Genomic DNA, 25932 nt, shown 5'->3' on the forward strand with positions numbered 1-25932 from the left:
CGGGAGCACCCTTCGTGAATCAGCCTGCCGAAAACCAGCCCCAGGTGAGCCTCGCGCAGTCGTCACCCACCGTCGGCACCTTCCGCGAGCGGGACGGCGCGCTGGAGTGGAGTGGCCGTCAGGAGACCGTACGCATCGAGCCATGGGGTCCGGACGCGGTCCGGGTCCGGGCACGCATCGGTGGCCCGATACTCCAGGGGCTCCCGGGCGCGCTGCTCGACGACGCCCCGGCGACGCCGTACACCGTCAAGACCGAAGACGGACAGGGGCGGTTGACGGTCGGCGCCCTCACGGCCGAGGTGAGCGCCGAGGGCCTGATCCGCTTCGTCCGCACGTTTGACGGGAGCGAACTGCTCGCCGAGGAGCGCGCCCACTTCTGGTGGCCCGGCCCGCGCCTGTACACCGCGGCCGGCAGCGGCCACCACCGTCTGGAGCAGCGCTTCGCCGCCTACGACGACGAGAAGCTCTACGGCCTCGGCCAGCACCAGCACGGCCGGCTCGACCAGAAGGGCCTGGTCCTGGATCTGGTCCAGCGCAACGCCGAGGTCGGCATCCCGGTCCTCACCTCCAGCCGCGGCTACACCCTGCTGTGGAACAACCCGGCGATCGGCCGGGTGGAGCTGGCCGGCAACGGCACCCGCTGGGTGGCGGACTCGGCCCGCCAGATCGACTACTGGATCACGGCGGGCACCCCGGCCGACGGCCAGCGCCGCTACAGCGAGGTGACCGGCCGCACGCCGATGCTGCCCGAGTGGGCGGCGGGCTTCTGGCAGTGCAAGCTGCGCTACCGCACCCAGGACGAACTCCTCGCCGTGGCACGGGAGTACAGACGCCGTGGGCTGCCCGTGTCCGCCATCGTCTGCGACTTCTTCCACTGGACCCATCTGGGCGAGTGGAAGTTCGACCCGAAGGAGTGGCCGGACCCGGCGGCGATGGTGCGGGAGCTGGCGGAGCTCGGCATCAAGCTGGTGGTGTCCGTGTGGCCGTCGGTGTCCCCGCTGTCCGAGAACCACTCGGTCATGGAGCAGCGCGGCTACTTCATCGGCACGCAGTACGGCCCGATGGCGCACGCCGACTGGCCCGACAAGGAGGTCGCCTCGACCGTCCAGGTGGCCTTCTACGACGCCACGAACCCGGACGCCCGTGACTTCCTCTGGTCCCGGATCAAGGAGAACTACCTGGACCCGTACGGCATCACGGCCTTCTGGCTGGACGCCTGCGAGCCCGAGCTGAAGCCCGGCTTCCAGGAGAACCTGCGCTACTGGGCCGGCCCCGGCCTGGAGGTCGGCAACCTCTATCCGCGCGAGAACGCCCGCGTCTTCGACGAGGGCCTGCGCGCGGCCGGCGAGACCGAGGTGATCACCCTCAACCGCTCGGCGTGGGCGGGCAGTCAGCGCCATGGCGCCGCCCTGTGGTCCGGTGACATCGGCACCGACTTCGCGACCCTGCGCCGCCAGATAGCGGCCGGCCTCAACACGTCCCTCTCCGGCATCCCCTGGTGGAACACCGACATCGGCGGCTTCCACGGCGGCGACCCGGACGACCCGGCGTACCGCGAGGTGATGGTCCGCTGGTTCCAGTTCGGCGCGCTGTCCCCGCTGATGCGGCTGCACGGCTTCCGCGACCCGGGCATGCCGCTGGGCCCGGACATGACGGGCGGCCCCAACGAGGTCTGGTCGTACGGCGAGGAGGCGGGCGCCGTGCTGGAGAAGTACCTGCGGCTGCGCGAGCGCCTCAAGCCGTACGTCCTGAGTGTGATGAGGGAGGCCCACGAGGAGGGCCTGCCCGTGATGCGCCCGCTGTTCCTGGAGTTCCCCGAGGACCAGGCGTCCTGGTCGGTCGACGACGCCTACCTCTTCGGCCGCGACCTGCTCGTCGCCCCGGTGCTGACGGCGGGCTCCGCGGGCCGCACGACCTACCTCCCGGCGGGCGCGTGGTGGACGGACGCATGGACCGGTGCCCCGTACGAGGGCGGCACGGCGGTGACGGTCGACGCCCCCCTGGACCGCATCCCCCTGTTCCTGCGGGACGGAGCGAAGCTGCCGATCGCGGAGTGAGTGCGCCGCGGTGCCGGCCCCTGCCCGGAACCGGCACCTCGGCACAACGGGGTCAACTGCTGCTGACTGTCAGGCTGTTGGTGGTGTAGTTCAGGCCGCCGGACGAGCTGGTGATCTCGTAGCCGAACTGCACGTCCCCGATGGTCACGTTGCCGAACCAGCCCTTGGTGTCCTTGATCCACTTCAGGATGGGCAGGACGTTGACCGTGCCGGAGGTCGAGTTCGAGGTGCGGACGAACGAGAAGACGTCGTTGGAGCCGTTGTTGCCCTTGTAGACGGTCCAGGTGTGCCCGCCCAGCGTCAGGGTGCCCTGCGAGGTGCCGAGCGGGCCGACGGCTCCGGTCTTGTTGACCCAGAGCATGATCTCGTAGCGGTAGGCCGTGTCCCAGATGTCGTACGAGGTGTTGTACGCGCCGGACGACGGCACCGTGACGTTGTAGCTGCTGGTGAGCGATCCGAGGGAGGTGATCGGCTTGTTGATCACCTTCTTGGCGTTGGGGTAGGACTTGATGCCACCGGTGTTGGGGTGATCGGCCCAGACGCCCCAGTTGGTGCCGGAGTTGGCCCAGACGCACTGGCTGCCGGCGCCGGAGCCCCAGATGTTGTTGTAGAGGGTGTAGCCGTTCAGTGTCGTGTTGCCCCACTGGTCGCAGGAGCTCCACACGGCCGCCGAGGCGGGGGCGGGGGCGGAGGCGAGTGCGACGGTGGCGCCGAGCGCCAGGGCGGGGGCGAGCAGGGCCTTGCCGACTTTGTCGGGTACGAGTGCGAGCATGACTCTCCTGTTCGATGAGGGGAATCGCTTCCCCGGCCTGCGCTACTTTCTGTCCGTCCCGCGAGGGATCGGTTCGGGCTGGACCGCGGCTTTTGAGCTGGAAGCCCCATTCAGGGCGGAGTCACGGTGTCCCTTCCATGGATTGAGGGGAATCACGGGAAGTCACCACGTCCCACGTTGAGGACGTGTTCTTCTCCGGCGACCAGGTCGAGCGGCTGTGCGCCGGAGGAAGTCCGCAGGTCGATGCGGTGGGTGCGGGTCGGTCGGACGACCGCCGTGGCACCGCCGGGGCTCCAGGTCAGGTCGATCTCCGCGCCGAACCTGGTGCGCACACCGCGGAGTTCGCCCTCCGGGTACGCCGCCGGGAGCGCGGGCAGGAGGACCAGCCGGTCGGGGGTCGACTGGACGAGCATCTCGATCAGCACGGCGGGCAGGGTGTGCGCGGCGTCCGCGTTGTAGACGTCGCGGCCGGGGTAGTGGGTGCTCATCAGGGATGCGTGGAAGAAGTCGCCCTCCAGCACCCGGGCGAGGGCGCGGGCGACCCGGTCGGTGTCCCTGAGCCGGGCGGCGATCAGGGCGTGGTGCAGATGGCCGTGGGCCGAGTGGTTCTCCGAGCCGCGCAGTTCGAGGGCGCGGTGGGCGGCCTTTGCCAGGTCCGGGGTGTCGTACGGGTTGATCTCGTCGAGGGGCCAGACCCCGTACAGATGGCTGAGGTGGCGGTGGTCGTAGGTGTCTTCCAGGCCCGGCCGGGCCCATTCGGCCAGGGCGCCGTCGGCGTTGACGCGGTGCGGGGGCAGCCGGTCGGCGAGAGCACGCCAGGCGTCGGCGTGCTCCGGATGGCGGGCGGCGGCCGTGAGCAGGGCGTGCCGGGCGGCGGAGAGGTCCATGGCCGCGTTGATCGCGCCCCAGCTCGCGTCGACGGGCCGGTTCTCGGGTGAGTAGGAGGGGACGACGACCAGGTGCCCGTGCTCGTCGGTGCGGGTGAGGAAGTCCTCGTAGAACCGCGCGACCTCGGCGAGGGCGGCGGCGGTGCGCGGGTCCCGCTCACCGCTGGTCTCCTCGTGGTCGACGAGCGGCTTGAGCAGCCAGTCGGCGCCCGCGGTCCACAGGTGCAGCGGGTACTCGCGGCTGAAGTGGTACGACAGCCCGGACTCGCCGTCGGTGTGCGAGGGCGCGACCACGCCCCGGGCGCCGAAGATCGTGCGGGCGTTGTCACGCCAGTCGGCGAGTTGACGCTGCATCAGCTCGGCCTGTGCCGCGGTGACTTCGGGGAGCGCGGCGGCCGCCGCCGAGGCCGTCTGGAGGTTGAGGTTGGCGTCGGTGGTGAAGGCGCCGGACCAGGCGGTGTTCCAGTCACCGGTCCACAGGCCGGTGAGTCTCGGCGGAAACAGGCCGCTCGCGGAGAGCAGGTGGTAGCGGCCGGCCGCGAAGAGCCGTTCCAGGAGGGCCGGGCCGAGCGGGTGCTCCAGCAGGGCGGAGCCGGGCAGGGCACGTTCGGCCGGATCGGCGCCGAGGTCGAGGGTCACGCGGCGGTAGGCGGTGCGGTGGAGGGAGAGATGGCGGTCGAGGAGGTCCTCGTACGACCGTGGTCCCGGCGCTTCCGTGAGGAGGTCGCGCAGGGCCCGTGCCTCCTCGACGACGGCCGGTTCCCCGGTGTGACGCCGTACCCGGGTGAGCAGCAGGACGGACTCGCCGCCCTGGAGGCGCACCCCCGGTGGGACGAGGGTCGTCGTACCCCCGCCGGTCGCGACCAGGGTCACGCCCGTGTAGGCGCGGTCGCTGCCGGGATAACGGGCACGGAGGCTGAGCACGGCGCCCTCGGGGGTGCGCAGGGCGCCGTGGCCGACGCCCAGGCCGGTGGGCGCGCCCGGGAGCCGATGGTCCAGCCGGATGTCGAGCGTGAGGTCGGTGGCGGTGACCTGCTGGACGATCACGTCGTCCGCCCGGGAGACGAAGACCCGGCTGGTCCAGCCGTCGCAGCGGGCCGTCGCCTCGCCGGTGGCGAAGTCGAGGGAACGGCGATAGTCGTGCCGGTCGCCGGGAGGCCGCCGCAGCCGTATCTGGAAGGCGGGGTGGAACGGCTGCACCCACTGCAGCGGGCGGCCGTCGGTGAAGCCCTCGGCGGCCATCCGGTCGCCCGCGAGCAACCGGTCCTGGAGGGCGGGGAGTTCGGCGGCGAGCTGCGGAGGACGGGCCGACTCGCCGCCGTTGGGGCGGACGAGGGTGTGATGGGTGACGATGACACGGTCGGCGTTCGGATTGCCGAACACAAGGGTGCCGTGGTGGCCGTTGCCGCTGAGGAAGGCGTCCTCCCAGCGGGCGGCCGGGAGGGGCTCCCAGGTTCCGTGGACGGGGCCGGTGGTCATGGCCCGAGCACCGCCGCGCCGTAGCGGCCGAGGGTGATCTCGTCCGTGACCGTCGTGCCGGTGAGCAGGTCGCGGTGGGTGCCGGGGCACTCGACGGTGACCGACTCGCGCCCGTGGTTGAGCAGGAACAGCAGATCGCCGCGGCGGACGGCCTCCACGCCCGGCACGACTTTGTCGAGCACCGGGCGGACACCCGCGTCGGCGGCGACACGGGCGAGCAGTCCGCGCAGCGCCTCGGGTTCCGGGAGCGTGGAGACGTACCACGCATGCCCCTTGCGCAGGACGGCGGCCAGGCCGTCGAGTTCCCCACCCTTGTAGCGGACCGTCTCGGTGGCGTCGGGCGCGGCCTCGATCTCCTCCGACCACAGGGTCCCGCGGAAGCCGTCGCAGGCGACGGTCTCCCCGGCGTCCAGGGGCCACCACTCGTGCAGCGTGCGGATGCCGAACAGCTCGCGCAGCCGGACGTCCATGCCGCCGGGCCGCACCCGGTCGTCCTCGTCGGCGACTCCGGTCATGAAGCCGCAGACCAGGGTGCCCCCGCCGCGGACGTGGGCGAGGAGGTTCTCGATCGCCGTGTCGGTGAGGAGGTAGAGCTGGGGGACGACGACGAGCTTGTAGCCGGACAGGTCGTGCTCCGGGTGGGCGAAGTCGGTGGTGAGGTGGGACTCCCACAGGGCGCGGTGCCAGGCGTGCAGGAGGGCCGGGTGGTCGACCTCGGTGGAGGGGCGGCCCTCCTGGGCGCCGGCCCACCAGGCGTGCCAGTCGTGCAGGATCGCGATGTCGGAGTGGATGCGGCCGCCCGCCACCTCGGGTCCGATGAGCGCGAGTTCGGCGCCGAGCCGTCTGATCTCCTGGTACGTACGGCCCCGTTCCCCCGCGTGACCGACCATCCCGGAGTGGAACTTCTCCGCGCCCTGCCGGGACTGGCGCCACTGGAAGTAGCAGACGGCGTCGGCGCCGCGGGCCACGGCCTGGAGGGACCAGAGGCGGTTGAGGCCGCGGGGCTTGGGGTGGTTCACACCCCGCCAGTTGACGGGTCCGGCCGCCTGTTCCATGAGCATCCAGGGACCGCGGCCCTGGGACCGGGTGAGGTCCTGGATCAGCGCGCCGTGCTGCGGGCCGAGGGGGTCGCGCGGGTCGGGGTAGAGGTCGACCGAGACGACGTCCTCCTCCTCGGCCCAGCGCCAGGCGTCCTGGCCGGTCCACAGCGGCATGAAGTTGGTGGTGACCGGGATGTGCGGGGTGTGCCGGGCGACGATGTCGCGCTCGGCCGTGAAGCACTCCAGGAGCATGTCGGAGGTGAAGCGGCGAAAGTCCAGCACCTGGGCCGGGTTCTTCAGGTAGTGGGTGCGGCGCGGGGGGAGGATGCCGTCCCAGCTGTCGTGTCCCTGGCCCCAGAAGGCCGTGCCCCACGCGGTGTTGAGGGCGCGGAGGGTGCCGTACCGGTCGCGCAGCCAGCGGCGGAAGGCGGCGGCCGCCTCGTCGCCGTGGTCGAAGGTGCAGTACTCGTTGTTGATGTGCCACAGGGTGAGAGCCGGGTGGCCGGCATAGCGGGCGGCGAGGTCCTCGGTGATGGCGGCCGCGTAGCGCCGGTAGGTGGCGCTGGAGTGCGAGAAGTGCTGGCGGCCGCCCCACCACTCGGTGCGCCCGTCGGCGTCGCGGGGCAGGGTGTCCGGGTGGAGCCGGCCCATCCAGGGCGGGGGCGAGGAGGTGGGGGTGGCAAGGACCACGCCGATGCCGGCCGTGTGCATCAGATCCATGAGGGTGTCCAGCCAGCCGAAGTCCCGCTCCCCCGGCCGGGGTTCGAGCTTCGCCCAGGAGAAGACGCCCATCGTCACCGAGTTGACCCCCGCGTCCCGCATGAGCCGGACGTCCTCGCGCCAGGTCTCCTCGGGCCACTGCTCGGGGTTGTAGTCACCACCGAAGAGGACGCGGCCACGGGTGACGTCGCTCAGCTTGGGCATCTTGGGGTTCCTCGCAGGCGGGTTGGGATCGGGACGCGCCCCGAAGGGGCGCGGGGAACTGCGCGACCAGCCACGACGCGGCAGCGGACGCATCGCGGCCGGCACCCCGACGGCGCTCACCCGGCTCGGGCTTCAGCCCTTCACCGCGCCGGTCAGCATGCCCTTCTTGAAGTGCCGCTGGACGAAGGGAGACAGCACGGCCACCGGCAGCAGCGCCATCACCATGACCGCCATCTGCACCGCGAGCCCCGACAGCTGGCCCGTCTTGATCGCCTGGCCCAGGCCCACCGGGGCCTCCTGTTTCTGGACCAGTTGGATCATGACGTTCTGCAGCGGCATCATGTCCTGGTCGTTGAGGTACAGCGAGGCGTTGAACCAGGCGCTCCAGTAGCCCACCGCGTAGAACAGGGTGATCACGGCGAGCACCGCCCTGGAGAGCGGCATGACGATCTGCCACAGGATCCGGACGTCACCCGCGCCGTCGATCCGCGCGCTGTCGATGAGTTCCTGCGAAATGCCCATGAAGAACCCGCGCAGGACCAGGATGTTGAAGACGCTGATCGCGCTCGGCAGGATCAGGGCGAGGTAGGTGTCGGTCAGGCCCAGCGACTGCACCAGCAGATACGTCGGGATCAGGCCCGCGCTGAAGAACATCGTGGCCAGCAGGATCATCAGCAGCCAGCGGTGCCCGAGCGACCCGGTGCGCGAGAGGCCGTACGCGCACAGGACGGACACCGTCATCGAGAACAGCGTGCCGACGAGGGTGATCAGGACGCTGATCACCGCCGCGCGGGTGACCTGTCCGCCGCTGAGGAGTTCCTGGTAGGCGACGAAGGTGATGCCCTTGGGGATCATCACCAGACCGCCGGCCTCGTCGATGGTCCTGCGTGAGGAGAGGCTGGTGACGAGGACGATCCACAGCGGGAAGAGGATGCCCAGGCAGGCGAGCGCAAGGACCAGGCCCTTGCCCGCGAGGCCGGCCCTGCCGGGTCGCTCCTCCCACACCGGGCGAGGCGGCGCCTGCCACCGGCGGGGCCCGGCGTTCGGCGGCTCGTCGTTCGGCGGCCTGTCGATCACGGCGGTCACTTCTTGTACACCCCCTGCTCGCCCATGAGATGAGCCACTTTGTTCGCGGCGAGGACCAGGCCGAGGCTGACGACGCCCTTGATCAGTCCGGCGGCCGCCGCGTAGCCGAAGTCCTGGTTGCGCACTCCGTTCCACCACACGAAGGTGTCGAGGACCTCCGCCGCGCCCGGCCCGACGGCATCGCGTTGCAGCAGGATCTGTTCGAAGCCGACGGTGAGGGCGTCGCCGACGCGGAGCACCAGGAGCAGGGCGATCACCGGGCGCAGCGCGGGCAGGGTGACGTGCCACATGCGGCGCCACCGGCCGGCGCCGTCCATCGCGGCGGCCTCGTACAGGTCCGGGCTGACCGAGGCCAGCGCGGCGAGGAAGACGATGATCCCCCAGCCGGCGTCCTTCCACACGCTCTGCGCGGTGATCAGGAACTTGAAGGTGTCCGGGTCGGTCATGATGTCGAGGCCGTCGTACCCGTGCTGCCGCAGCAGCTGCGAGAGGATTCCCGCGCCGCCGAAGAGTTGCTGGAAGACCGCGACGACCAGCACCCAGGAGAAGAAGTGCGGCAGGTAGAGGATCGCCTGCGAGAGCGCCCGGACCCGGGGCCTGACCACGCTGTTGATGAGCAGCGCGAGCCCGATCGGGATCGGGAAGTACAGCACCAGCTGGAGGAAGAACAGCACCAGCGTGTTGCGGACGGCGCCCCAGAAGGCCGAGTCCTCGAAGATCCGCTGGAAGTTCTCGAAGCCGACCCAGGGGCTGTGCAGCATGGAGACGACGCCGTTGTCGCTGACGTACGGGTCGTAGTCCTGGAAGGCGACGATGTTGCCGAGGATCGGCACATAGTTGAAGAGCAGGACCAGCAGGACGGCCGGCAGCGTCATCAGGAGCAGCATGCGGTCGCGTCTGAATCTGAGCCGCACGCTCGGCTTCCCGGATCGTCGTTTCTCCCGGGAGCCGGTGGCGCCGCCCGACGCCACCCGGGTGCTTCCCGTCGTGTCGGCCTCGGCCCTGCTCCGAGGCACCGTGCTGTGGGACACGGTCGTTCTCCTTGCCTCGGTGCCCGGTCAGCTCGCCGCGGAGCCGTTCTCGTCGAGCAGCTTGCGGTACCAGTCGCGGAGCTTGTCCCCGCCCTTGCTCTTCCAGTCGGCGACGGCCTGCTGCATGTCACTGATCTTCTTGCGGCCGCGGACGATGTCGTCCTCCAGCTGCTCGAAGTCGTTGGAGAGGTTGGTGTAGCGGGTGGGCTCGGTGATCTGCTGGCCGTAGAAGGCCGACTTCTTGGTGAAGGCGCCCATCCGCTGCTGCCACTCGACCTGGCCCTTGGCGACGTCCGGGAAGTCGGGGTGGGCGATGGTCGCGGCGGGGCTCGCGACCATGACGTAGGCGTTCAGGACCTCGTTGTTGCCCTGGGTGGTCTTGGTGGGCACGCCGTTCTTGACGGTGTAGTGGGTGCCCTCGACGCCGTAGTTGGTGAGCATGTACTCCTCGGTGCCGTACGGCGCGGCGGTGACGTTGGCGACGGCCAGCGCGTCCCGGATCACGGACTCAGGGGCCTTCTTGCTGATGAAAGCGAAGATATTGGCGGGCTGCGTGGCGAACAGGGCCGGGTCGCCGCCGTCGTGGCCCCAGATGTCCATCCCCCAGATCTTGTAGTCCGGGTTCTGGGTGGCCTGTTCGGCGGTGCGGCTCCACCACTGCGAGATGTCCTGGTTGTAGATCAGGAACTCGGCGGCGGCGAACTTGGGGCCGGGGTCGGTGGCGCTGCTCTTGCCGAGCTTGGCGTCGGGGTGGACGACGCCGGCCGCGAACAGCTTGCGGGTCCACTCCAGCGCCTCCAGGTACTCCTGGGTCTCGATGCGGTTGATCAGCTTGCCGTCGACGAGGTTCCAGCCGAGCGGCTTCTCGCTGCCGGAGAGCACCCCGAAGCTGTTGAAGGCCGTCCACTTCATGTCCGTGCAGGCCCAGCGCTTGGCTCTGGCGTTGGTGATCTCCTTGGCCAGCGCCATGAACTCGTCGGCCGAGCGCGGGATTTCGTACCCCTCCTTGTCGAAGATGTCCTTGCGGTAGAGGGGCACGATGTTGGTGACGTAGGAGGCGGGCATCGGCAGGCCGCGCAGCTTGCCGCCGAAGATGCAGCGCCGCCAGGCGTCGGTCGGGATGGCCGCGAGGTTCGGGTAGTCCTTGACCGCGTCCCCGGAGAGGTAGGGGCCGAGGTCGGCGAACTTGCCGATGATGGCGCTGGGTATCTTGCCGCCCATGTTCCAGCCGGGGACGACCACCATGTCCGGTACGTCGCTGGAGGCGAGGACCGCGCCGAGCTTCTGGTCGTAGGTGTTGCCGTCCTGGTTCTGCCAGCCGACGTCGACACCGATCCGGTCGTTCATCGCCCGGTAGTAGGCGTTGTCGGCCTTGGGCGGGGTGCCCCAGAACGGCGACATGATGCTGACCTTGCCGCCCTTGCCGAGCTTCTTCGGCACCGACGTCTTGAGGGTGGCGAGGTCGAGCTTGCCGGTGAAGCCGACCGCCGAGCCGTTCTTCGAGGCGATGTCCGGGGTCACCACATTGCCCGCGACGTAGGCCGGAAGCAGCTTCTTCGCGCCCTTGCCCGACGAGGATCCCCCGCCCGAGCCGCTGTCCGAACCACCGCAGGCGGCGAGCAGCGGCATCCCTCCCGCCACCGCTGCGGCGGCGACCGCCGTGGAGGCGAGGAAGCTTCTCCGGCTGGGCGCGGAGGAGGCGGAGGAGGCGTTCGGCGTCATTGCGTCAACCCTTCGTGGCGCACCAGGGACACCCGGCGGTGGCGGCCGCGGTGTCTCGAGTGGAACTGGCTGAGCCGAAGCGGTCCTCCGACGCATGCACCGGTATGCGCACCTCCCGGCCGCAGACCTCTTCGTCGAAGCGCTTCGATGTTGCTGCGAGGTTAAGTGAACACCCAGGGGCGCACAAGGGTCGCTTCCAAGATTCCTCCGAGGCGTACGAGGTGACCTCTCCTCATGCACTGCTTGAAATATCGATGAGGGCGTCTTGACACCCACCCCTGTGTCGAATGAGCATCGAAGCGCTTCGAAAGCCGCTCATCGCTCCGTAGCAAGGGGAACCGCACGTGACCGCACACACGCCGCCCACGCCGCCCTTTCGCGATCCGCACCTGCCGTTCACGAAGCGCGTCGACGACCTGCTGGCGCGGCTCACCCCGGCCGAGAAGGTCTCCTTCCTGCACCAGTTCGTGCCTGCCGTCGAGCGGCTCGGCATCGCCGCGTTCCGCACCGGCCAGGAGGCACTGCACGGTGTGGCCTGGACGGGCCCGGCCACCGTCTTCCCGCAGGCGGTCGGCCTCGGCGCGACCTGGAACACCGACCTCGTACGGCGCGTGGGCGAGGCGGTGTCCAGGGAGGTCCGCGCGATGCGCGCCCACGACGACCGCGTGGGCCTCAACGTCTGGTCCCCGACGGTCAATCTGCTGCGCCACCCGCTGTGGGGCCGCAACGAGGAGGGCTACTCCGAGGACCCGAAACTGACCTCGTCGATCGCCACCGCGTACACGCACGGCCTGCGCGGCGACCACCCGGTGTACTGGCGCACCGCGCCGGTCCTCAAGCACTGGCTGGCGCACAACAACGAGACGGGCCGGGACGTCACGTCCTCCTCGGTGCGCCCGCGCGTACTGCACGAGTACGATCTGCGCGCCTTCAGGGAGACGGTGCGGTCGGGCGCGGTGGCCGGTGTGATGCCGGCCTACAACCTGGTCAACGGCCGCCCCAATCACCTCTCCCCGTATCTGCGCGAGCAGCTGCGCACCTGGACCGACGAGGACCTCCTGGTCTGCTCGGACGCGGGCGCACCCTCCAACCTGGTCGACTCCGAGCACTACTTCGACACCCATGAGGAGGCGACGGCGGCGGCCGTCCTGGCCGGCGTCGACAGCTTCACCGACCACGGCACGGACAGCTCGAAGATCACCGCCCGGCTCCGGGGCGCCCTCGAACAGGGCCTGCTGACCGAGTCGGACATCGACACCGCGGTCCGCCGCCAGCTCTCGGTCCGCTTCCGGCTCGGCGAGTTCGACCCGCGCTACGACCCCCACGTCGGCACCGGCGAGTTCGACACGCCGGCGCATCGTGCGCTCGCCCAGGTGGCCGCCGAACAGGCGGTGGTCCTGCTGAAGAACGACGGTCTGCTGCCCCTCGCCCACGACACCCGCATCGCCGTGGTGGGCCTGCTCGCCGACGAGTGCAAGCTCGACTGGTACAGCGGCACGCTCCTGCACCGGTCCACGCCGCTGGAGGGGCTGTACGAGCGGTTCGGCGCCGAGCGCGTGGAGTTCGCGGAGGGCGTGGACCGGATCCGGCTGCGGACGTCCGCCGGTACGTTCCTCCATGTGCCGCCGGCTCCCGAGGCGCCCGAGGAGACGCGCGGGGCCGAGGGCGCCCTCGACCCCGCCCTGTTCTCCGGCCGCACCGATCTGCCCCCGCTCACCACCGATGCCACCGGCACCGAACTCGCCCTCGTCGACTGGGGCGAGGGCGTCCTCACGCTCCGCGCCCCCGACGGCCGCTACCTCTCGGTCGCCGAGGACGGACATGTGCGCGCGTCCGCGGACCAGCCGGGCGGCTGGGTCGTCCAGGAGACGTTCCGCCTCGAACCCCACGACAGCGGTCACCTCCTGCGGCATGTCGGCACGGGTCGCCCCGTCCGTGTCGCCGCCGACGGAGTGAAGGTTGCCGAGGGGGAGCCGGAAATCTTCGAGCTGGTCGTGGCCGAGCGCGGCGAGCAGGCCGTGGCCGCCGTCGCGGCACGGGCCGATGTGGTCCTGGTGGTCGCGGGCAACGACCCGCACATCAACGGCCGCGAGACCGAGGACCGTACGACCCTGGGCCTGCCCGCCCAGCAGGCGCGGCTGCTGCGCGCCGCCCGCGCCGCGAACCCCCGTACGGCGCTGGTCCTGGTCTCCGCGTACCCCTACGCGGTGGATGTCGCGCGGCTGCCCGCCGTGCTGTGGACCGCGCACGGCGGGCAGGCGGCGGGCACCGCGCTGGCCCGGGTGCTGGCGGGTGACGTCTCCCCCGCGGGCCGCCTCCCGCAGACCTGGTACGCGGCCGACTCCGACCTGCCCGACCTGCTCGACTACGACGTCATCGGCGCCCGCCAGACCTACCTGTACTTCGAGGGCACCGCGCTGTTCCCCTTCGGCCACGGCCTGTCGTACGCGTCGTTCGCGTACGCCGATCTGTCGGCCCGCGTCGACGACGGCTGCGTCCAGGTGTCCTTCACGGTCACCAACACCGGTGATGTCACGGCGGACGAGGTCGTCCAGATCTACACCCGCGCCGTGGAGCCCTCGGCCGTCCGCCCGCGCCGCGAGCTGGTCGAGCACCGCCGCATGACCCTCTCCCCCGGCGCACGGACGGAGCTGACCTGCCAAGTCCCGCTGTCCGCCTTCGAGTTCTGGGACGTGGCCCTGGGCCGGTGGCGTCTGGAACAGGGCCCGTACGACCTGCTGGTCGGCGCGTCCAGTGAGGACGTGCGGCTGCGGACGACCGTCCTCCTCGACGGCGAGCCCGCGGCGCCGCGTCCGGTGTGCGAACCCGGCCTGGACGCGGCCGACTTCGACGAGCAGTCCGGCATCGCCATAGTCGACCGCACGAAGGTGTCGGGGGACGCGGTCACCCCGGTGGACGGCGGCAGCGGCGAACTCGTCTACCGGGACTGCGACTTCGGTGACGGTGTGACGGAGGTGACGGCGCGGGTGGCGGGCGAGGGCGTGGTCGAGCTGTTCCTGGACGGCGGCCCGGTGCTGGTCACTCTGATGCCGGGCACGCCCGGTCCGTACGACTACCGGACGCTCGGCGCCGGGATCGTCGCCGAGGGCGTGCACGACATTCGCGTCAGGCTGCGCGGGCCGGTGCGGCTCGCGCATGTCGGCTTCTCCGGTTGAGGGTCCGGAGGAGGCCGGCACAGAGAAGGGGCCCGGCACCGGAAGGCATCGGTGCCGGGCCCCTTCGGGGGACCTGTGTGAAACGGTCCCCGTTGAACTACGCGAAGGTCCCCGTGAACTACGTGAACTAGAGGGCGAGCCCGGTGAGGACCAGCACGCGCTCGTAGGTGTAGTCGTCCATCGCGAACTTCACGCCCTCGCGGCCGACGCCGGACTGCTTGGCACCGCCGTACGGCATCTGGTCCGCGCGGTAGGACGGCACGTCGCCGATGACCACACCGCCGACCTCCAGCGCGCGGTGGGCGCGGAAGGCGACCTGGAGGTCATGGGTGAACACGCCCGCCTGGAGGCCGTACTTGGAGGAGTTGACCGCCGCGAAGGCCTCGGCCTCGCCGTCCACCTTCTGCACGGTGAGGACCGGTCCGAAGACCTCCTCGCAGGCGATGGTGGTGTCGGCCGGCACGTCGGTGAGGACGGTCGGCGCGTAGGAGGCGCCGTCCCGGTCGCCGCCGGTGAGCAGGGTGGCACCGGCCTCGACGGCCTCCTTCACCCAGGACTCGACGCGTTCGGCGGCGGCCTCGCTGACCAGCGGGCCGACGTCCGTCCTGTCGTCGGACGGGTCGCCGGTGGCCTGGGCCTCGACGGCGGCGACGATGCGCGGCAGCAGACGGTCGTGGACGGAGGCGTCGACGATCACGCGCTGCACCGAGATGCAGGACTGGCCGCCCTGATAGTTGGAGAAGGTCGCGATCCGGGTCGCGGCCCAGTCCAGGTCCGCGTCGCTCGCGAAGTCACCGAGGACAACGGCCGCGCCGTTGCCGCCCAGCTCCAGGGTGAGGTGCTTGCGCGGCACCGAGTCCATGATCGCGTAGCCGACCTTGTCGGAGCCGGTGAAGGAGATGACCGGCAGGCGCTCGTCCTGCACGAGAGCGGGCATCTTGTCGTTGGCGACCGGGAGGACCGACCAGGAGCCGGCGGGCAGGTCGGTCTCGGCGAGCAGGTCGCCGATGATCAGGCCGGAGAGCGGGGTGGCGGGCGCCGGCTTGAGGATGATCGGGGCGCCGACGGCGATCGCCGGCGCGACCTTGTGGGCGCACAGGTTCAGCGGGAAGTTGAACGGAGCGATGCCGAGCACGACGCCCTTGGGGAAACGGCGGGTCAGCGCGAGGCGGCCCTGGCCGCCGAGGTCGGTGTCGAGGCGCTGAGCCTCGCCGCCGTTGAACCGCCGGGCCTCCTCGGCCGCGAACCGGAACACGGACACGGCGCGGCCGACCTCGCCGCGCGCCCACTTGATCGGCTTGCCGTTCTCGGCGGAGATCAGCTGGGCGATCTCCTCGGTGCGCTCGGCCAGGCGCTTGCTGACGTGGTCCAGGGCGGCGGCGCGCACATGGGCCGGGGTGGCTGCGAACTCGTTGCGCACGGCGTACGCGGCGGCCACGGCCTCTTCGACCTGGGCGTCCGTCGGCACGCTGACCTTGCCGACCAGTCGGCCGTCCCACGGGGAGGTGACGTCGAGGGTGTCCTCGCCGGTGACCTGGCGGCCGGCGAGCCAGAAGGCGTGGGTGGAAGTCATGTACGAGTCCCGGCCTTTCCGCGTTGGGGGATGTGCGTTCGTGTCCCACGGTAGGGCGGGGGTGCGCGGGGAGCGCTTGTCCGAGTCGTAGTGGTGGGGGGTGGGGATGTGCCGGATTGGCGTGGTGGGGGCTGGGGCCGCGATTTTTTCGCCCCCGCCACCCCTACCCGTCCCATCACCAGGGGCTCCGCCCCTTCGACCCCGCCAGGGGGCTCCGCCCCCTGGACCCCCGATCGGCCTGGACGGCCTCGTCCTCAAACGCCGGACGGGCTGTCTTTGCCGGACGGGCTGTCTTTGTACGGCTACTCCGGGGTGGTCGCCTTCAATGCCAGCCACAGCTCCATCCGGACGTCGGGGTCGTCGAGACTGCGCCCGAGGATCTCCTCGACCCTCCGCATCCGGTACCGCAACGTATGCCGGTGCACGCCGAGGTCCGCCGCGGCCGCGTCCCACTGGCCGTGGCGGGACAGCCAGGCGCGCAGGGAGGCCACCAGGTCGCCGCGCCCGGTCGCGTCGTGCTCGTACAGTGGGCGCAGCAGACCGTCCGCGAACGCCTTCACCGCGTCGTCGGCCAGCAGCGGCAGCACCGAGCCCGCCGCCAGCTGCTCGTGCTCCACGAGCACCCGCCCCCGCCGCCGGGCCACCGACAGCGCCTGTTCGGCCTGCTTGTACGCGGCGGCCGCGGCAATCGGCCCGGCCGGCGCCGACAGGCCCACGACCAGCTCGTCCTCGTCCACGGCGGCCTGCTCGGGTACGGCCCGTGCCGCCTCCAGTGCCGCCGCGTACTCCGCGCAGGCGGCGACCGCCGCTCCCCCGTCCCCGGCCAGCACGACCAGCCGCTCCCCCTCGGGGACGACCAGCACGGCCTCCCCGGAGCGCGCGGCCGCGGCCTCCACGGTCTCCGCGAGCCCGCCGAGCGGATCACCGCCCGCGTCGGCGGCGGCCAGCGCGCCGGCCGGGCTGGGCTTGGCCACCGGCACCGGCACGCCCGAGTGGGCGTGGGCGTCCGCGTGCGCCCGGGCGGCCGACGCGGACACCGGCTCGGCGACGATCATCCGGAAGGGCGCGTCGAGGAGCCCGCCGTACAGGTCACCGGCGACGGCCCGGGCGTGATCCGGCTGCCCGGCCAGCAGCATCCGCAGCACGGCCGCGCCGATCCGCTGCTCGGCCGCCTGCAGCGAGCGGGAGCGCTCGGTGGTGAGGGTGAGCAGGGCGATCGCGGAGTGGACGGCGTACCGCTCCGCGGTGCCGAGGGCGGCGGCGGTGCCGACGGCGAGCGCGGCCCGCGGGCGCCTGCCCGTGCCCAGGGAGTGCAGTTCGACGCGGTCCTCGGTCTCCGGGCTGCCGACCACCGACGAGGCGGGCGCGGGCCGCTCCCGCAGCCGCTCCACGTCCGCGGTGATCCGTGCCGCGCGCCGCCCGGCCCATTCCGGCGCGGTCGCGACGACGGCGCCCGAGGCGTCGTACAGGGCCGCCCAGCCGTCGACCTGCGCGGCGAGCGCGGCGAGCAGCCCCTCCGGCCCCGCGCTCAGCGCCTGCCTGGTCAGCTCCCGCTGGGCGGCGAACCCGGCCGTGACCGCGCGGTACTGGTCGGCGGCGATCGCGGCGGACACCGCCTTGCTGATCGCGAGGAAGGGGGTGCGGCGCGGCACCTCCAGCAGGGGCAGGCCCTCCTGTTCGGCCGCGTCGACCAGGGCCTTGGGGATCTCGTCGTAGTTGACGCCGACGGCGAACCCGAGCCCGACGACTCCGGCGCCGACCAGCCGCTTCACATACCGGCGCATCGCCTCGGGGTCGTCGGCGTCCAGCTTCAGCGCGGTGATCAGCAGTAGTTCCCCGCCCTCCATGTAGGGCACGGGGTCGGCCAGCTCGCTCACATGCGCCCAGCGGACGGGCACGTCCAGGCGGTCCTCGCCCGCCCGCACGGTCAGCTTGAGCGCGGAGTGGTGGACGAGCGAGGCGAGCGTCGGGGGCATGAGGCCTTCAGGTCTGGGGAGATCGGGTGATCATTGCGATCATTTGGCCGCTTCGTATGAACAGCCTATGCCGATTCTGCCGCACCGTAGGAAGACCGGGTGACCTTATGGCTGGTGGACCTCAGCCCCGGAGGTCCACCAGCAGGGGCGGGGCGTGCTCGCCCTTGACGTTCGTGAGCGACAGCACCGCATGCCCCGGCGGCACCCCGTGCGCCAGCTCGGACGCCGACCAGCGCTCCCGCTCGACCTGCCGGACGGTCACCGCCCGCGCGGTCGGCGCCTTGCCGGTGATCACCCGGCGCAGCACGTGCACGGCCTTGCCTGCGGGGGTCTCGGCGATGATCTGCCGGTCGGTCACGTCCCGCGCCTCGGTCCACTCCTTGCCCCACACCTCGGCGAAGTCCTGACCGTCCCACGGGGTGAGCCCGGACAGGGCCATCCGGCACCCGGCGGCGCCCAGCAGCGGCCCGCGCAGCGGCCGGGGTACGTCGTCCAGGGTGCGCAGGGTGAGCACGGCACCGGCATTGGCGGAGCGCAACCGCTGGATCCCGCGCACGGCCTCCGGGGTCACCGCTCCGGTCGCGTCGTCCAGCAGCAGACAGGCGAACAGCGACCGGTCCTCCCGTACGGCCACGCTCGCCGTGAACTGGGCGAGCACCAGCCGCGCCAGGATGCGCGAGGCGTCCGCGTGCCCGCGCTCGGGCAGGTCGATACGGACCCGCACCGGGTGGTCGAGCGCCTTGAGCGAGAAGGGCCGGGACTGCCCGGAGGTGTCGAAGAACCCGGCGAAGGCGGGCCGGTCGAGCAGTGCGATCCGGTCGCCGAGCACCGCGCCCACATCCCCGGGGTGGCCCAACTGCCGCTCGCGCGCGTCGAGTTCGCGCAGCAGCGACTCCTGCCCGGTGTCCTGCAGCGCCTTGCGCAGCGCGGCCAGCGGACCGGGGGTCCCGTCGAGCAGCTGACGCAGCTCCGGTACGGAGGGGAAGCGGGCGTGGACCGCCCGGAACGGGCCGAGCAGCTGGGCGAGGACGGTGGTGGAGCGGCGGCTGTCGCCTCCCGGGTGCGGGTCGGCGAGATCGCCGACGAGGGCCTCGGCAAGTATGGCGGCGGCCTCGTCCGGGTCGGTGGTACCGCCGTACAGATCGAGGTCGTACACCGACTCGGGGTGGGCGATCCGTACGACGACGTCGTACGCGTCGGACGTGCCGAGCCCGGCGCCCGCCGCGCCGACCACCACGACGGAGGCCCGTCCGGCGAGCGCGTGCAGGCACAGCGACTCCGCGAGCGGCCGTACGACGCTGCCGGTCTTGCCGGAGCCGGCCGGGCCGACGGCGAGCAGGGAGGTGCCGAGCAGGTCGGTGCCGAGGGCGAGCCCGGAGCCGCGGTAGTGGTAGGGGTTGCGCGGGTCGTCCGCGGTGGTCCCGAGCCGCACCTGCCCGGTGACCAGGTCGTGCCGGGCGAGGCGGCCCGGCAGGTCCCGCTCCCCCGAGGGGTGCAGACAGGCGGCGGCGCCGTCCTTGACGACGGCGGTGGTGAAGGCGGCGAGGCTGTGCCGGCCGCTGCGCACGCCCTGCCAGGCGCGGGCGATACGGGCGAGGTCGACGTCCCGCATCAGCCCGGAGCGGGCCTCGGCGGCGAGCCGGTCGGCGGCGTCGGCGGCACCGGCGGCGCGCAGGTGGGGCCACTGGGCGGGGTCTTCCTCCGGGGCGGGCGGTTTCTCCGCGGTGGGCACGGCCTGGGTCCAGGCAGGGGGACCGTAGCGCCGCCAGACCTCGCCCCAGCGGCCGAGACGGCCCACGGCGAGCATGATCGCGCCGGCGATGAGCGTGTAGTAGCCGTACCAGAGGACGGCGTTCCCGACCCGGTCGCCGCTGTGCCGCCAGGAGTCCGGGGTGAGGAGTTCGAGGGGCAGCACCCACCAGCCGCCGAGGTAGCCGTTCCACAGCAGCGACCAGAGCAGCCACCCCACCAGGAACGCGATGAGCGCACCGCTCAGCAGCTGCCGCGCCGGAATCTGCTCGGGCTCCTCCTTCGGCCGCGGCCGGTGCCCGAACCGCCACACTCCCGGTGCCGCGTCCGGCCGGGGCGCCCGCAGCCAGGCCAGGAACGCCGAGCCGTCGGGCAGCGGGGGAACCCCTGGGGCACGAGTCGGCCGGGGCGGTGCCGGGGGCGCCTCGCGGGGCACCGCGGGAGCGTCCTGCGGCATCGCCGGACGCGGTACGGGATTCGCATGCGTACCTCGCGTGTCCTGCGTCCCGTCGCTGTTCATCGCCCTTCCCCCTGACCAGCCGTATCGTGCACCATCAGCGAGTCAATCTAACGCCCCCGCAAGGGGAGTTCACCGCTTACGCGGCCGAGCGGTCCGGCCCGGGCCCGACCGTGCCGTCACCCCGCTATGTCCACCGCGGACAACCGCAGGTCCTGACAACGCCCACATGGAGCATGCCCACCCCCCATTCCCGGTCCTAGCCTGCGAGAAAAGAAGACAAGAGTCCGTAATACCCCCGGGAGCCCCTCATGAGCGCACTTCCGCAGGAGCGCCGCGTCGTCACCGCCATCCCCGGCCCGAAGTCGCAGGAGCTGCAGGCCCGCCGTACCGCCGTGGTCGCGCAGGGCGTCGGCTCGGTGCTGCCCGTGTTCACCGCGCGTGCGGGCGGCGGCATCATCGAGGACGTCGACGGCAACCGCCTCATCGACTTCGGCTCCGGCATCGCCGTGACCTCGGTCGGCGCCTCCGCCGAGGCCGTCGTACGCCGTGCGAGCGCCCAGCTGGCCGACTTCACCCACACCTGTTTCATGGTCACCCCGTACGAGGGCTATGTGGCGGTCGCCGAGGCCCTCGCCGAGCTCACCCCGGGTGACCACGCCAAGAAGTCCGCGCTGTTCAACTCGGGCGCCGAGGCCGTCGAGAACGCCGTCAAGATCGCGCGTGCGTACACCAAGCGCCAGGCCGTCGTCGTGTTCGACCACGGCTACCACGGCCGGACCAACCTGACGATGGCGCTCACCGCCAAGAACATGCCGTACAAGCACGGCTTCGGTCCCTTCGCGCCCGAGGTCTACCGCGTCCCGGTCGCCTACGCCTACCGCTGGCCGACCGGCCCGGAGAACGCGGGACCCGAGGCCGCCAAGATGGCCATCGACCAGATGTCCAAGCAGGTCGGCGCGGACAACATCGCCGCGATCATCATCGAGCCGGTGCTCGGCGAGGGCGGCTTCATCGAGCCGGCCAAGGGCTTCCTGCCGGAGATCGTGAAGTTCGCCAACGACAACGGCATCGTCTTCGTCGCCGACGAGATCCAGTCGGGCTTCTGCCGCACCGGCCAGTGGTTCGCCTGCGAGGACGAGGGCATCGTCCCCGACCTGATCACGACGGCCAAGGGCATCGCGGGCGGTCTGCCGCTCGCCGCCGTCACCGGCCGCGCCGAGATCATGGACGCCGCCCACGCCGGCGGCCTCGGCGGCACCTACGGCGGCAACCCGGTCGCCTGCGCCGGTGCGCTCGGTTCCATCGAGACGATGAAGGAGCTCGACCTCAATTCCAAGGCGAAGAACATCGAGGCGGTCATGAAGGCGCGCCTGGGCGCGATGGCCGAGAAGTTCGACATCATCGGCGACGTCCGCGGCCGTGGCGCGATGATCGCCATCGAGCTGGTCAAGGACCGTACGACGAAGGAGCCGAACCCGGAGGCCACCGCCGCCCTCGCCAAGGCCTGCCACCAGGAGGGCCTGCTGGTCCTGACCTGTGGCACCTACGGCAACGTGCTGCGTTTCCTGCCCCCGCTGGTCATCGGCGAGGACCTGCTGAACGAGGGCCTCGACATCATCGAGCAGGCGTTCGCGCGTATCTGAGTCACAGTCCGACGCCCAGCGTCAGGCTGTGTGAAGAAGGTGTGCGAGGTGGATGGCGGGACGCGATTCCGTCTGTCTTGGAGCCATCCCCTGCCGTAGGTTCTTCCTCAGATGAGAGATACACCCCGCCCACAGGGGACTGTGGGCGACATCAGGCCGTCGCCTCCCCAGCTTCGACCTGGTCGTGCCCTCGCGCACACAACCGGGGCCTTCGGCTTCGGAATCTCCTCACCGATCGGACAGTCGCCCGCCCCAAACCCCCCGGGGCGCGCGGCGTTCCGATCCGGACGGCCGCCTCGGAACTACCCCCCCTGTTCCGGGGCGGCCGACCTCCTTCTTCGACACTGGTGACCATGCGTCGCATTCCGACATGTGTCCTCAGTGACTCCGAGCCGCCGAAGGTCGGCAACGGCCATGCCGTCGACCGTTTCGTACAGATCGGCTCCCTCACCAAGGTCCTCACAGGCACCGCGCTCATGCGTCTGGCGGCAGCCGGGGCCCTCACCCTCGACGACCCCGTGGAGCGCTGGCTGCCCGCCGCCCCCGGGACCGGGATCACCCTGCGGCAGCTGGCCGACCACACCTCCGGCCTCCCCCGGCTGCCACCCCAGGCCGCCGGCCGGGACCCGTACACGCCGTTCGACGACCGCGCTCTGCGCGACGTGCTGAACCGGCTCGACTCGATCGCGATCCGGCCCGCAGGCCAGGAGGAGGAGTACTCCAACCTCGGCTACGCCGTTCTCGGCGCTGCCCTGGCCGCAGCCACCGGCACCTCGTACGAGGAGCTGGTCACCGAACATGTGCTCCGGCCGCTGGACGTGGCCGAGGTGAGCGCCGACCCCGATCCCGCGCGGTGCCTGCTGGCGCCGGGTCTGTTCGGGGGAACCCGCAGGCCCTGGACGATGCGTGGCCCGATCCTGCCGGCCGGGGGTCTGTGGGCCACTCCGCGCGCGGCCGCCGATCTGCTCGTGCGCCTGCTCGTGGAGCGCCGGCTGGGCGATCCCGCCCCGACCTGGCAGAAGGCCGGGCCGCTGCGCTGGCACAACGGGGCCACCCGCGACGCGTCGGTCTTCGCCGGGGCGACGAACGACGGCCGCTGGGTCGTGGTCCACCGGCTCAACGGCGATCCGGAAGACACCGATCGGGTGGGAATCGAGGTTCTCAAGGAGTCGCGACAGCGCTGATGAGGACTCCTGAGAGGCTGTGGCCCGTGACTGCTGTACCCATCCTCCTGTTCGTGCTGATCACCTGGCAGGTCATGGCCGACGGCCCGCTGCTTCGCGTGGACGAGCGGGTGAGCCGCGCCCTCGTCCATCCCGACCGGTTCTCGGCGGCCCTCTCCGACCTGGGCGATGTGCAGGTGGCGGTTCCGGTGCTCGCGGTCGCCATAGGCCTCGTCCTGTGGCTGGGCCGCCGCGACGGCACCGACCGCTGGTGGCTGCCACCGGTCGCCGCCGCCGTCCTGATGGCCCTGGTCCCGGCGATCGTCGTGCCGTTGAAGGCCTGGACCGACCGTCCGGGGACCCCGGTCATGCCCTGGGCCGGCGGCTTCTACCCGTCCGGCCATACCGCCACCGCGGCCGTCGCGTACGGCGCGGCGACGCTGATCCTCCTCCCCTGGCTCGTCACGGCGCTCGCCCGGCGACTGCTGGTGGCCGTGTGTGCCGTGGTCAACCTCGGTGTCGGTTTCGGGCTGATCCGGCGCGGCTACCACTGGCCGCTGGACGTCGTGGCCAGTTGGTGTCTGTGCTCCGTGCTGCTGTTCGCGCTGTGGGTGTTCCTCAGCCGAAGTACGCGTCGAAGTTCTTCTGGAACTCCCAGTTGGCGAACCGGTCCCAGTTGACCGACCACGTCATCAGGCCGCGCAGGGCGGGCCAGCTGCCGTGGGTGGCGTACGAGCCGCAGTTCGACCTCTTCGTCAGACAGTCGAGGGTCTTGGTGACCTCCGACGGGGAGACATAGCCGTTGCCCGCGTTGGTGGACGCCGGCATGCCGATCGCCACCTGGTCGGGGCGCAGCGGCGGGAAGACGTTGTTCGCGTCGCCCGCGACCGGGAAGCCGGTGAGGAGCATGTCGGTCATGGCGATGTGGAAGTCGGCGCCGCCCATCGAGTGGTACTGGTTGTCGAGGCCCATGATCGGGCCCGAGTTGTAGTCCTGGACGTGCAGGAGCGTCAGGTCGTCGCGCAGGGCGTGGATGACCGGGAGGTAGGCCCCGCAGCGCGGGTCCTGGCCGCCCCACTTGCCGGTGCCGTAGTACTGGTAGCCCAGCTGCACGAAGAAGGTCTCGGGGGCCATGGAGAGGACGAACTTCGCGCCGTAGCGGGCCTTGAGGGTCTTCAGGGCCGAGATGAGGTTGACGACGACGGGTGTCGTCGGGTTCTTGAAGTCCGTGTCGTTGGCGTCGAGCGACAGCGAGTGGCCCTCGAAGTCGATGTCCAGACCGTCGAGGCCGTAGTCGTCGATGATCCTGGAGACGGAGGAGACGAAGGTGTCACGGGCCGCCGTGGTGGTCAGCTGCACCTGGCCGTTCTGGCCTCCGATGGAGATCAGCACCTTCTTGCCGGCCGCCTGCTTGGCCCTGACCGCCGCCTTGAAGTCGGCGTCGCTCTCGACGTTCGGGCATTCGGTGACCGGGCAGCGGTTGAAGCGGATGTCGCCGGAGGTGACCGAGGTCGGCTCGCCGAAGGCCAGGTCGATGACGTCCCAGCTGTCGGGGACGTCGGCGAGACGGGTGTAGCCGGAGCCGTTGGCGAAGGTGGTGTGGAGGTAGCCGACCAGGGCGTGGGTGGGCAGATCGGTCGAGCCGCCGGATCCGGCGGTCGTCGTGGCGGTCACCGTCGCGGACTTCGCGGACTCGCCCGCGTCGTTGACGGCGGTGACCTGGAAGCCGTACGCCGTCGAGGGCGTCAGTCCGGTCACGGTCGCCGAAGTGCCGCTGACCGTACGGTCCTTGACCCCGTTGCGGTAGACCGCGTAGCCGGTGGCGCCGGTGACCGCCGTCCAGGACAGGGCGACGCTGGAGGAGGTGACGGTGCCCGCCTTGAGACCGGTCGGGGCCGCGGGCGGCTGTCCCGGGTCGACGCCGGGGCCGGTCAGGGAGATGTCGTCGGCGTAGTAGGCGCCGGTGCCGTACCAGCCGTGGGTGTAGACGGTGACCTTGGTGGTGGCGGCGCCGGTGCGGAAGGTCGTGCTGAGCTGCTGCCAGGCGGGGGCCGACTGGGTCCAGGTGGAGACGTCGGTGGTGCCGGTGCCACCGGCGCCGAGGTAGACGTAGGAGCCGCGGACGTAGCCGGACAGCGTGTACTGGGAGTCGGGTTTCACCGTGACGGTCTGCGAGCACTGGGCGTTGTCACTGCCGGCCGGGGCGGCCTGGAGAGCCGAAGTGCCGCCGTGCACAGGAGAGTTGACGGTCGAACCGCTGTTCGCCGTACAGCTCCAGCCATCGAGGCCCGCCTCGAAGCCACCGTTCCTGGCGAGGTCGGCGTCGGCCGCACGGGCGGCCGACGAGAGCACGGTGATGCCGGGTACGGCCAGAAGCGCCGCCGTGAGCGCGGCGAGGAGGGATCTGGTGCGAGGTCTGACGCGATCCACAAGTGCCTCCGGGCATGGGGGAATTGGAGGGTGGAGCGCGCTCAATTTGGTCCAGACCAATCCCGTTGTCAAGACCTCCGGCGAACGGCTGCGGGACACGGTGCCCTGGGCCACGCCGGGACGGGTGCGCGCCCTGGCGCTGGACGCCGGCCACCGGCGCGTGCCCGTCGCTGTACGTCGGGGATCCGCCCGTGCGGATCGGGGCGGCGAGCGACGAGGTGGCGACGAGCATGACCGAACCGCGCGCCACGCCCGGTAACGGCCCGCGCCTGCAGACCTCCGGGGCGCCCGCGCCCATGTGCACCCGCGATCTCACGCCCGGCCCCGCCGCGCTGCGCGCCGACGGCCACGACGGACAGAGCGTCAAAGACGCGTTGCAGGACCGCCGGAAGCGTCCCGTGGGACCGGCTGGCGGACCGCGCCGGTCGGCCGAGCCGGGTGCGGGACGACGATCCAGGCGCCCGCACCAACCGTACGGACACCGGCCGAGCGCACCCGCCACGACGAGCACCTGCCGCCAACCTGCCCGCTCCCCACCCTCATCCGCCGCCGGGCGCGCCGCCGCCTCGTGCAACGCCAACTCCAACAGCACCGGATCGGTGAGCGCGCCGGAACCGTCCGGCGGAACCAGCCGGCGGACCACGCCGGCCGACCGGCCCGGGTACGGAACGACGAATCCAAGCGCCCGCGCCAACCGGCCCGCTACCCGCCCTCATCCGTCGCCAGGCGTGCCGCCGCCTCGTGCAGTGCCAGTTCCAGCAGCG

General features: G+C 71.5%; 15 protein-coding genes and 2 pseudogenes. 6 read left to right on the plus strand and 11 right to left on the minus strand.

The window, feature by feature from the left end; translation table 11 throughout:
• Positions 1-14 precede the first annotated feature (14 nt).
• On the plus strand, positions 15-2057 hold the full coding sequence (locus ACZ4EG_RS34850) for a glycoside hydrolase family 31 protein (RefSeq protein WP_467793450.1): 2043 nt from the start codon (positions 15-17) through the stop codon (positions 2055-2057).
• 52 nt (positions 2058-2109) lie between these two features.
• Here ACZ4EG_RS34850 and ACZ4EG_RS34855 read toward each other — a convergent pair whose 3' ends face one another.
• The 6 genes from ACZ4EG_RS34855 to ACZ4EG_RS34880 all read right to left on the minus strand — a co-directional run bounded on the left by ACZ4EG_RS34855 (position 2110) and on the right by ACZ4EG_RS34880 (position 10998).
• Entirely contained in the window at positions 2110-2829 is a 720-nt protein-coding gene (locus tag ACZ4EG_RS34855) for a glycoside hydrolase family 12 protein (protein WP_467793451.1), read from the minus strand.
• A 152-nt stretch (positions 2830-2981) separates the two neighbouring features.
• A complete protein-coding gene (locus tag ACZ4EG_RS34860; protein ID WP_467793452.1) occupies positions 2982-5195 on the minus strand; it encodes a glycosyl hydrolase family 95 catalytic domain-containing protein in 2214 nt (737 codons plus the stop codon).
• On the minus strand, positions 5192-7159 hold the full coding sequence (locus ACZ4EG_RS34865; protein ID WP_467793453.1) for a beta-galactosidase: 1968 nt from the start codon (positions 7157-7159) through the stop codon (positions 5192-5194). Before ACZ4EG_RS34865 ends, ACZ4EG_RS34860 begins: the two co-directional genes overlap by 4 nt.
• A 132-nt stretch (positions 7160-7291) precedes the next feature.
• A complete protein-coding gene (locus tag ACZ4EG_RS34870) occupies positions 7292-8245 on the minus strand; it encodes a carbohydrate ABC transporter permease (protein ID WP_467793454.1) in 954 nt (317 codons plus the stop codon).
• Positions 8242-9276 carry an ABC transporter permease gene (locus tag ACZ4EG_RS34875; protein WP_467793455.1) on the minus strand — a complete coding sequence of 345 codons (1035 nt, stop codon included), beginning with the start codon at positions 9274-9276 and terminating at the stop codon, positions 8242-8244. Before ACZ4EG_RS34875 ends, ACZ4EG_RS34870 begins: the two co-directional genes overlap by 4 nt.
• A 27-nt stretch (positions 9277-9303) precedes the next feature.
• Positions 9304-10998: an extracellular solute-binding protein gene (locus tag ACZ4EG_RS34880; protein ID WP_467793456.1), complete on the minus strand. Its 1695-nt coding sequence runs from the start codon at positions 10996-10998 to the stop codon at positions 9304-9306.
• 344 nt (positions 10999-11342) lie between these two features.
• Between ACZ4EG_RS34880 and ACZ4EG_RS34885 the strand changes: the two genes are divergently transcribed.
• On the plus strand, positions 11343-14174 hold the full coding sequence (locus tag ACZ4EG_RS34885; RefSeq protein ID WP_467793457.1) for a glycoside hydrolase family 3 C-terminal domain-containing protein: 2832 nt from the start codon (positions 11343-11345) through the stop codon (positions 14172-14174).
• A gap of 127 nt (positions 14175-14301) precedes the next feature.
• On the opposite strand, the gene ACZ4EG_RS34890 is transcribed toward ACZ4EG_RS34885, so the two are convergent.
• The 3 genes from ACZ4EG_RS34890 to ACZ4EG_RS34900 form a co-directional block, all read right to left on the minus strand.
• Positions 14302-15747 (minus strand): aldehyde dehydrogenase family protein, encoded by a 1446-nt coding sequence (locus ACZ4EG_RS34890; RefSeq protein WP_467793458.1) that lies wholly within the window; start codon positions 15745-15747, stop codon positions 14302-14304.
• 302 nt (positions 15748-16049) lie between these two features.
• The gene (locus ACZ4EG_RS34895; RefSeq protein ID WP_453554442.1) at positions 16050-17723 is read right to left on the minus strand and encodes a PucR family transcriptional regulator; all 1674 of its coding nucleotides are present in this window, start codon (positions 17721-17723) and stop codon (positions 16050-16052) included.
• Positions 17724-17844: 121 nt separating this feature from the next.
• Positions 17845-19992 (minus strand): type IV secretory system conjugative DNA transfer family protein, encoded by a 2148-nt coding sequence (locus tag ACZ4EG_RS34900; protein ID WP_467793459.1) that lies wholly within the window; start codon positions 19990-19992, stop codon positions 17845-17847.
• Positions 19993-20240: 248 nt separating this feature from the next.
• Here ACZ4EG_RS34900 and gabT point away from each other — a divergent pair, with 248 nt between their 5' ends.
• The 4 genes and pseudogenes from gabT to ACZ4EG_RS34920 all read left to right on the plus strand — a co-directional run bounded on the left by gabT (position 20241) and on the right by ACZ4EG_RS34920 (position 23418).
• On the plus strand, positions 20241-21575 hold the full coding sequence (gene gabT / locus ACZ4EG_RS34905; protein WP_363298670.1) for a 4-aminobutyrate--2-oxoglutarate transaminase: 1335 nt from the start codon (positions 20241-20243) through the stop codon (positions 21573-21575).
• A 111-nt stretch (positions 21576-21686) separates the two neighbouring features.
• A pseudogene (locus ACZ4EG_RS34910) lies at positions 21687-21903 on the plus strand (phosphatase PAP2 family protein); the annotation flags it as partial.
• 25 nt (positions 21904-21928) lie between these two features.
• Positions 21929-22759: a serine hydrolase domain-containing protein gene (locus tag ACZ4EG_RS34915; RefSeq protein WP_467793460.1), complete on the plus strand. Its 831-nt coding sequence runs from the start codon at positions 21929-21931 to the stop codon at positions 22757-22759.
• Positions 22759-23418, plus strand: coding sequence for a phosphatase PAP2 family protein (locus ACZ4EG_RS34920; protein ID WP_467793461.1), 660 nt, complete (start codon positions 22759-22761; stop codon positions 23416-23418). The genes ACZ4EG_RS34915 and ACZ4EG_RS34920 overlap by 1 nt, the downstream gene beginning before the upstream one ends.
• Here the strand turns inward: ACZ4EG_RS34920 and ACZ4EG_RS34925 are convergent.
• Both ACZ4EG_RS34925 and ACZ4EG_RS34930 read right to left on the minus strand, forming a co-directional pair.
• Positions 23357-25168: a chitinase gene (locus ACZ4EG_RS34925; RefSeq protein WP_467793462.1), complete on the minus strand. Its 1812-nt coding sequence runs from the start codon at positions 25166-25168 to the stop codon at positions 23357-23359. The genes ACZ4EG_RS34920 and ACZ4EG_RS34925 overlap by 62 nt on opposite strands.
• A 535-nt stretch (positions 25169-25703) precedes the next feature.
• Positions 25704-25932 (minus strand): annotated as a pseudogene (locus ACZ4EG_RS34930) (hypothetical protein); the annotation flags it as partial.

This window comes from Streptomyces sp. NPDC025638, assembly GCF_055558775.1.

Coding starts and splice junctions, on each gene's coding strand:
- ACZ4EG_RS34855 (WP_467793451.1), bottom strand. CDS start 2,829: ATGCTCGCACTCGTACCCGACAAAGTCGGCAAGGCCCTGCTCGCCCCC.
- ACZ4EG_RS34860 (WP_467793452.1), bottom strand. CDS start 5,195: ATGACCACCGGCCCCGTCCACGGAACCTGGGAGCCCCTCCCGGCCGCC.
- ACZ4EG_RS34865 (WP_467793453.1), bottom strand. CDS start 7,159: ATGCCCAAGCTGAGCGACGTCACCCGTGGCCGCGTCCTCTTCGGTGGT.
- ACZ4EG_RS34880 (WP_467793456.1), bottom strand. CDS start 10,998: ATGACGCCGAACGCCTCCTCCGCCTCCTCCGCGCCCAGCCGGAGAAGC.
- ACZ4EG_RS34890 (WP_467793458.1), bottom strand. CDS start 15,747: ATGACTTCCACCCACGCCTTCTGGCTCGCCGGCCGCCAGGTCACCGGC.
- ACZ4EG_RS34895 (WP_453554442.1), bottom strand. CDS start 17,723: ATGCCCCCGACGCTCGCCTCGCTCGTCCACCACTCCGCGCTCAAGCTG.
- ACZ4EG_RS34900 (WP_467793459.1), bottom strand. CDS start 19,992: ATGAACAGCGACGGGACGCAGGACACGCGAGGTACGCATGCGAATCCC.
- gabT (WP_363298670.1), top strand. CDS start 20,241: ATGAGCGCACTTCCGCAGGAGCGCCGCGTCGTCACCGCCATCCCCGGC.
- ACZ4EG_RS34915 (WP_467793460.1), top strand. CDS start 21,929: ATGCGTCGCATTCCGACATGTGTCCTCAGTGACTCCGAGCCGCCGAAG.
- ACZ4EG_RS34920 (WP_467793461.1), top strand. CDS start 22,759: ATGAGGACTCCTGAGAGGCTGTGGCCCGTGACTGCTGTACCCATCCTC.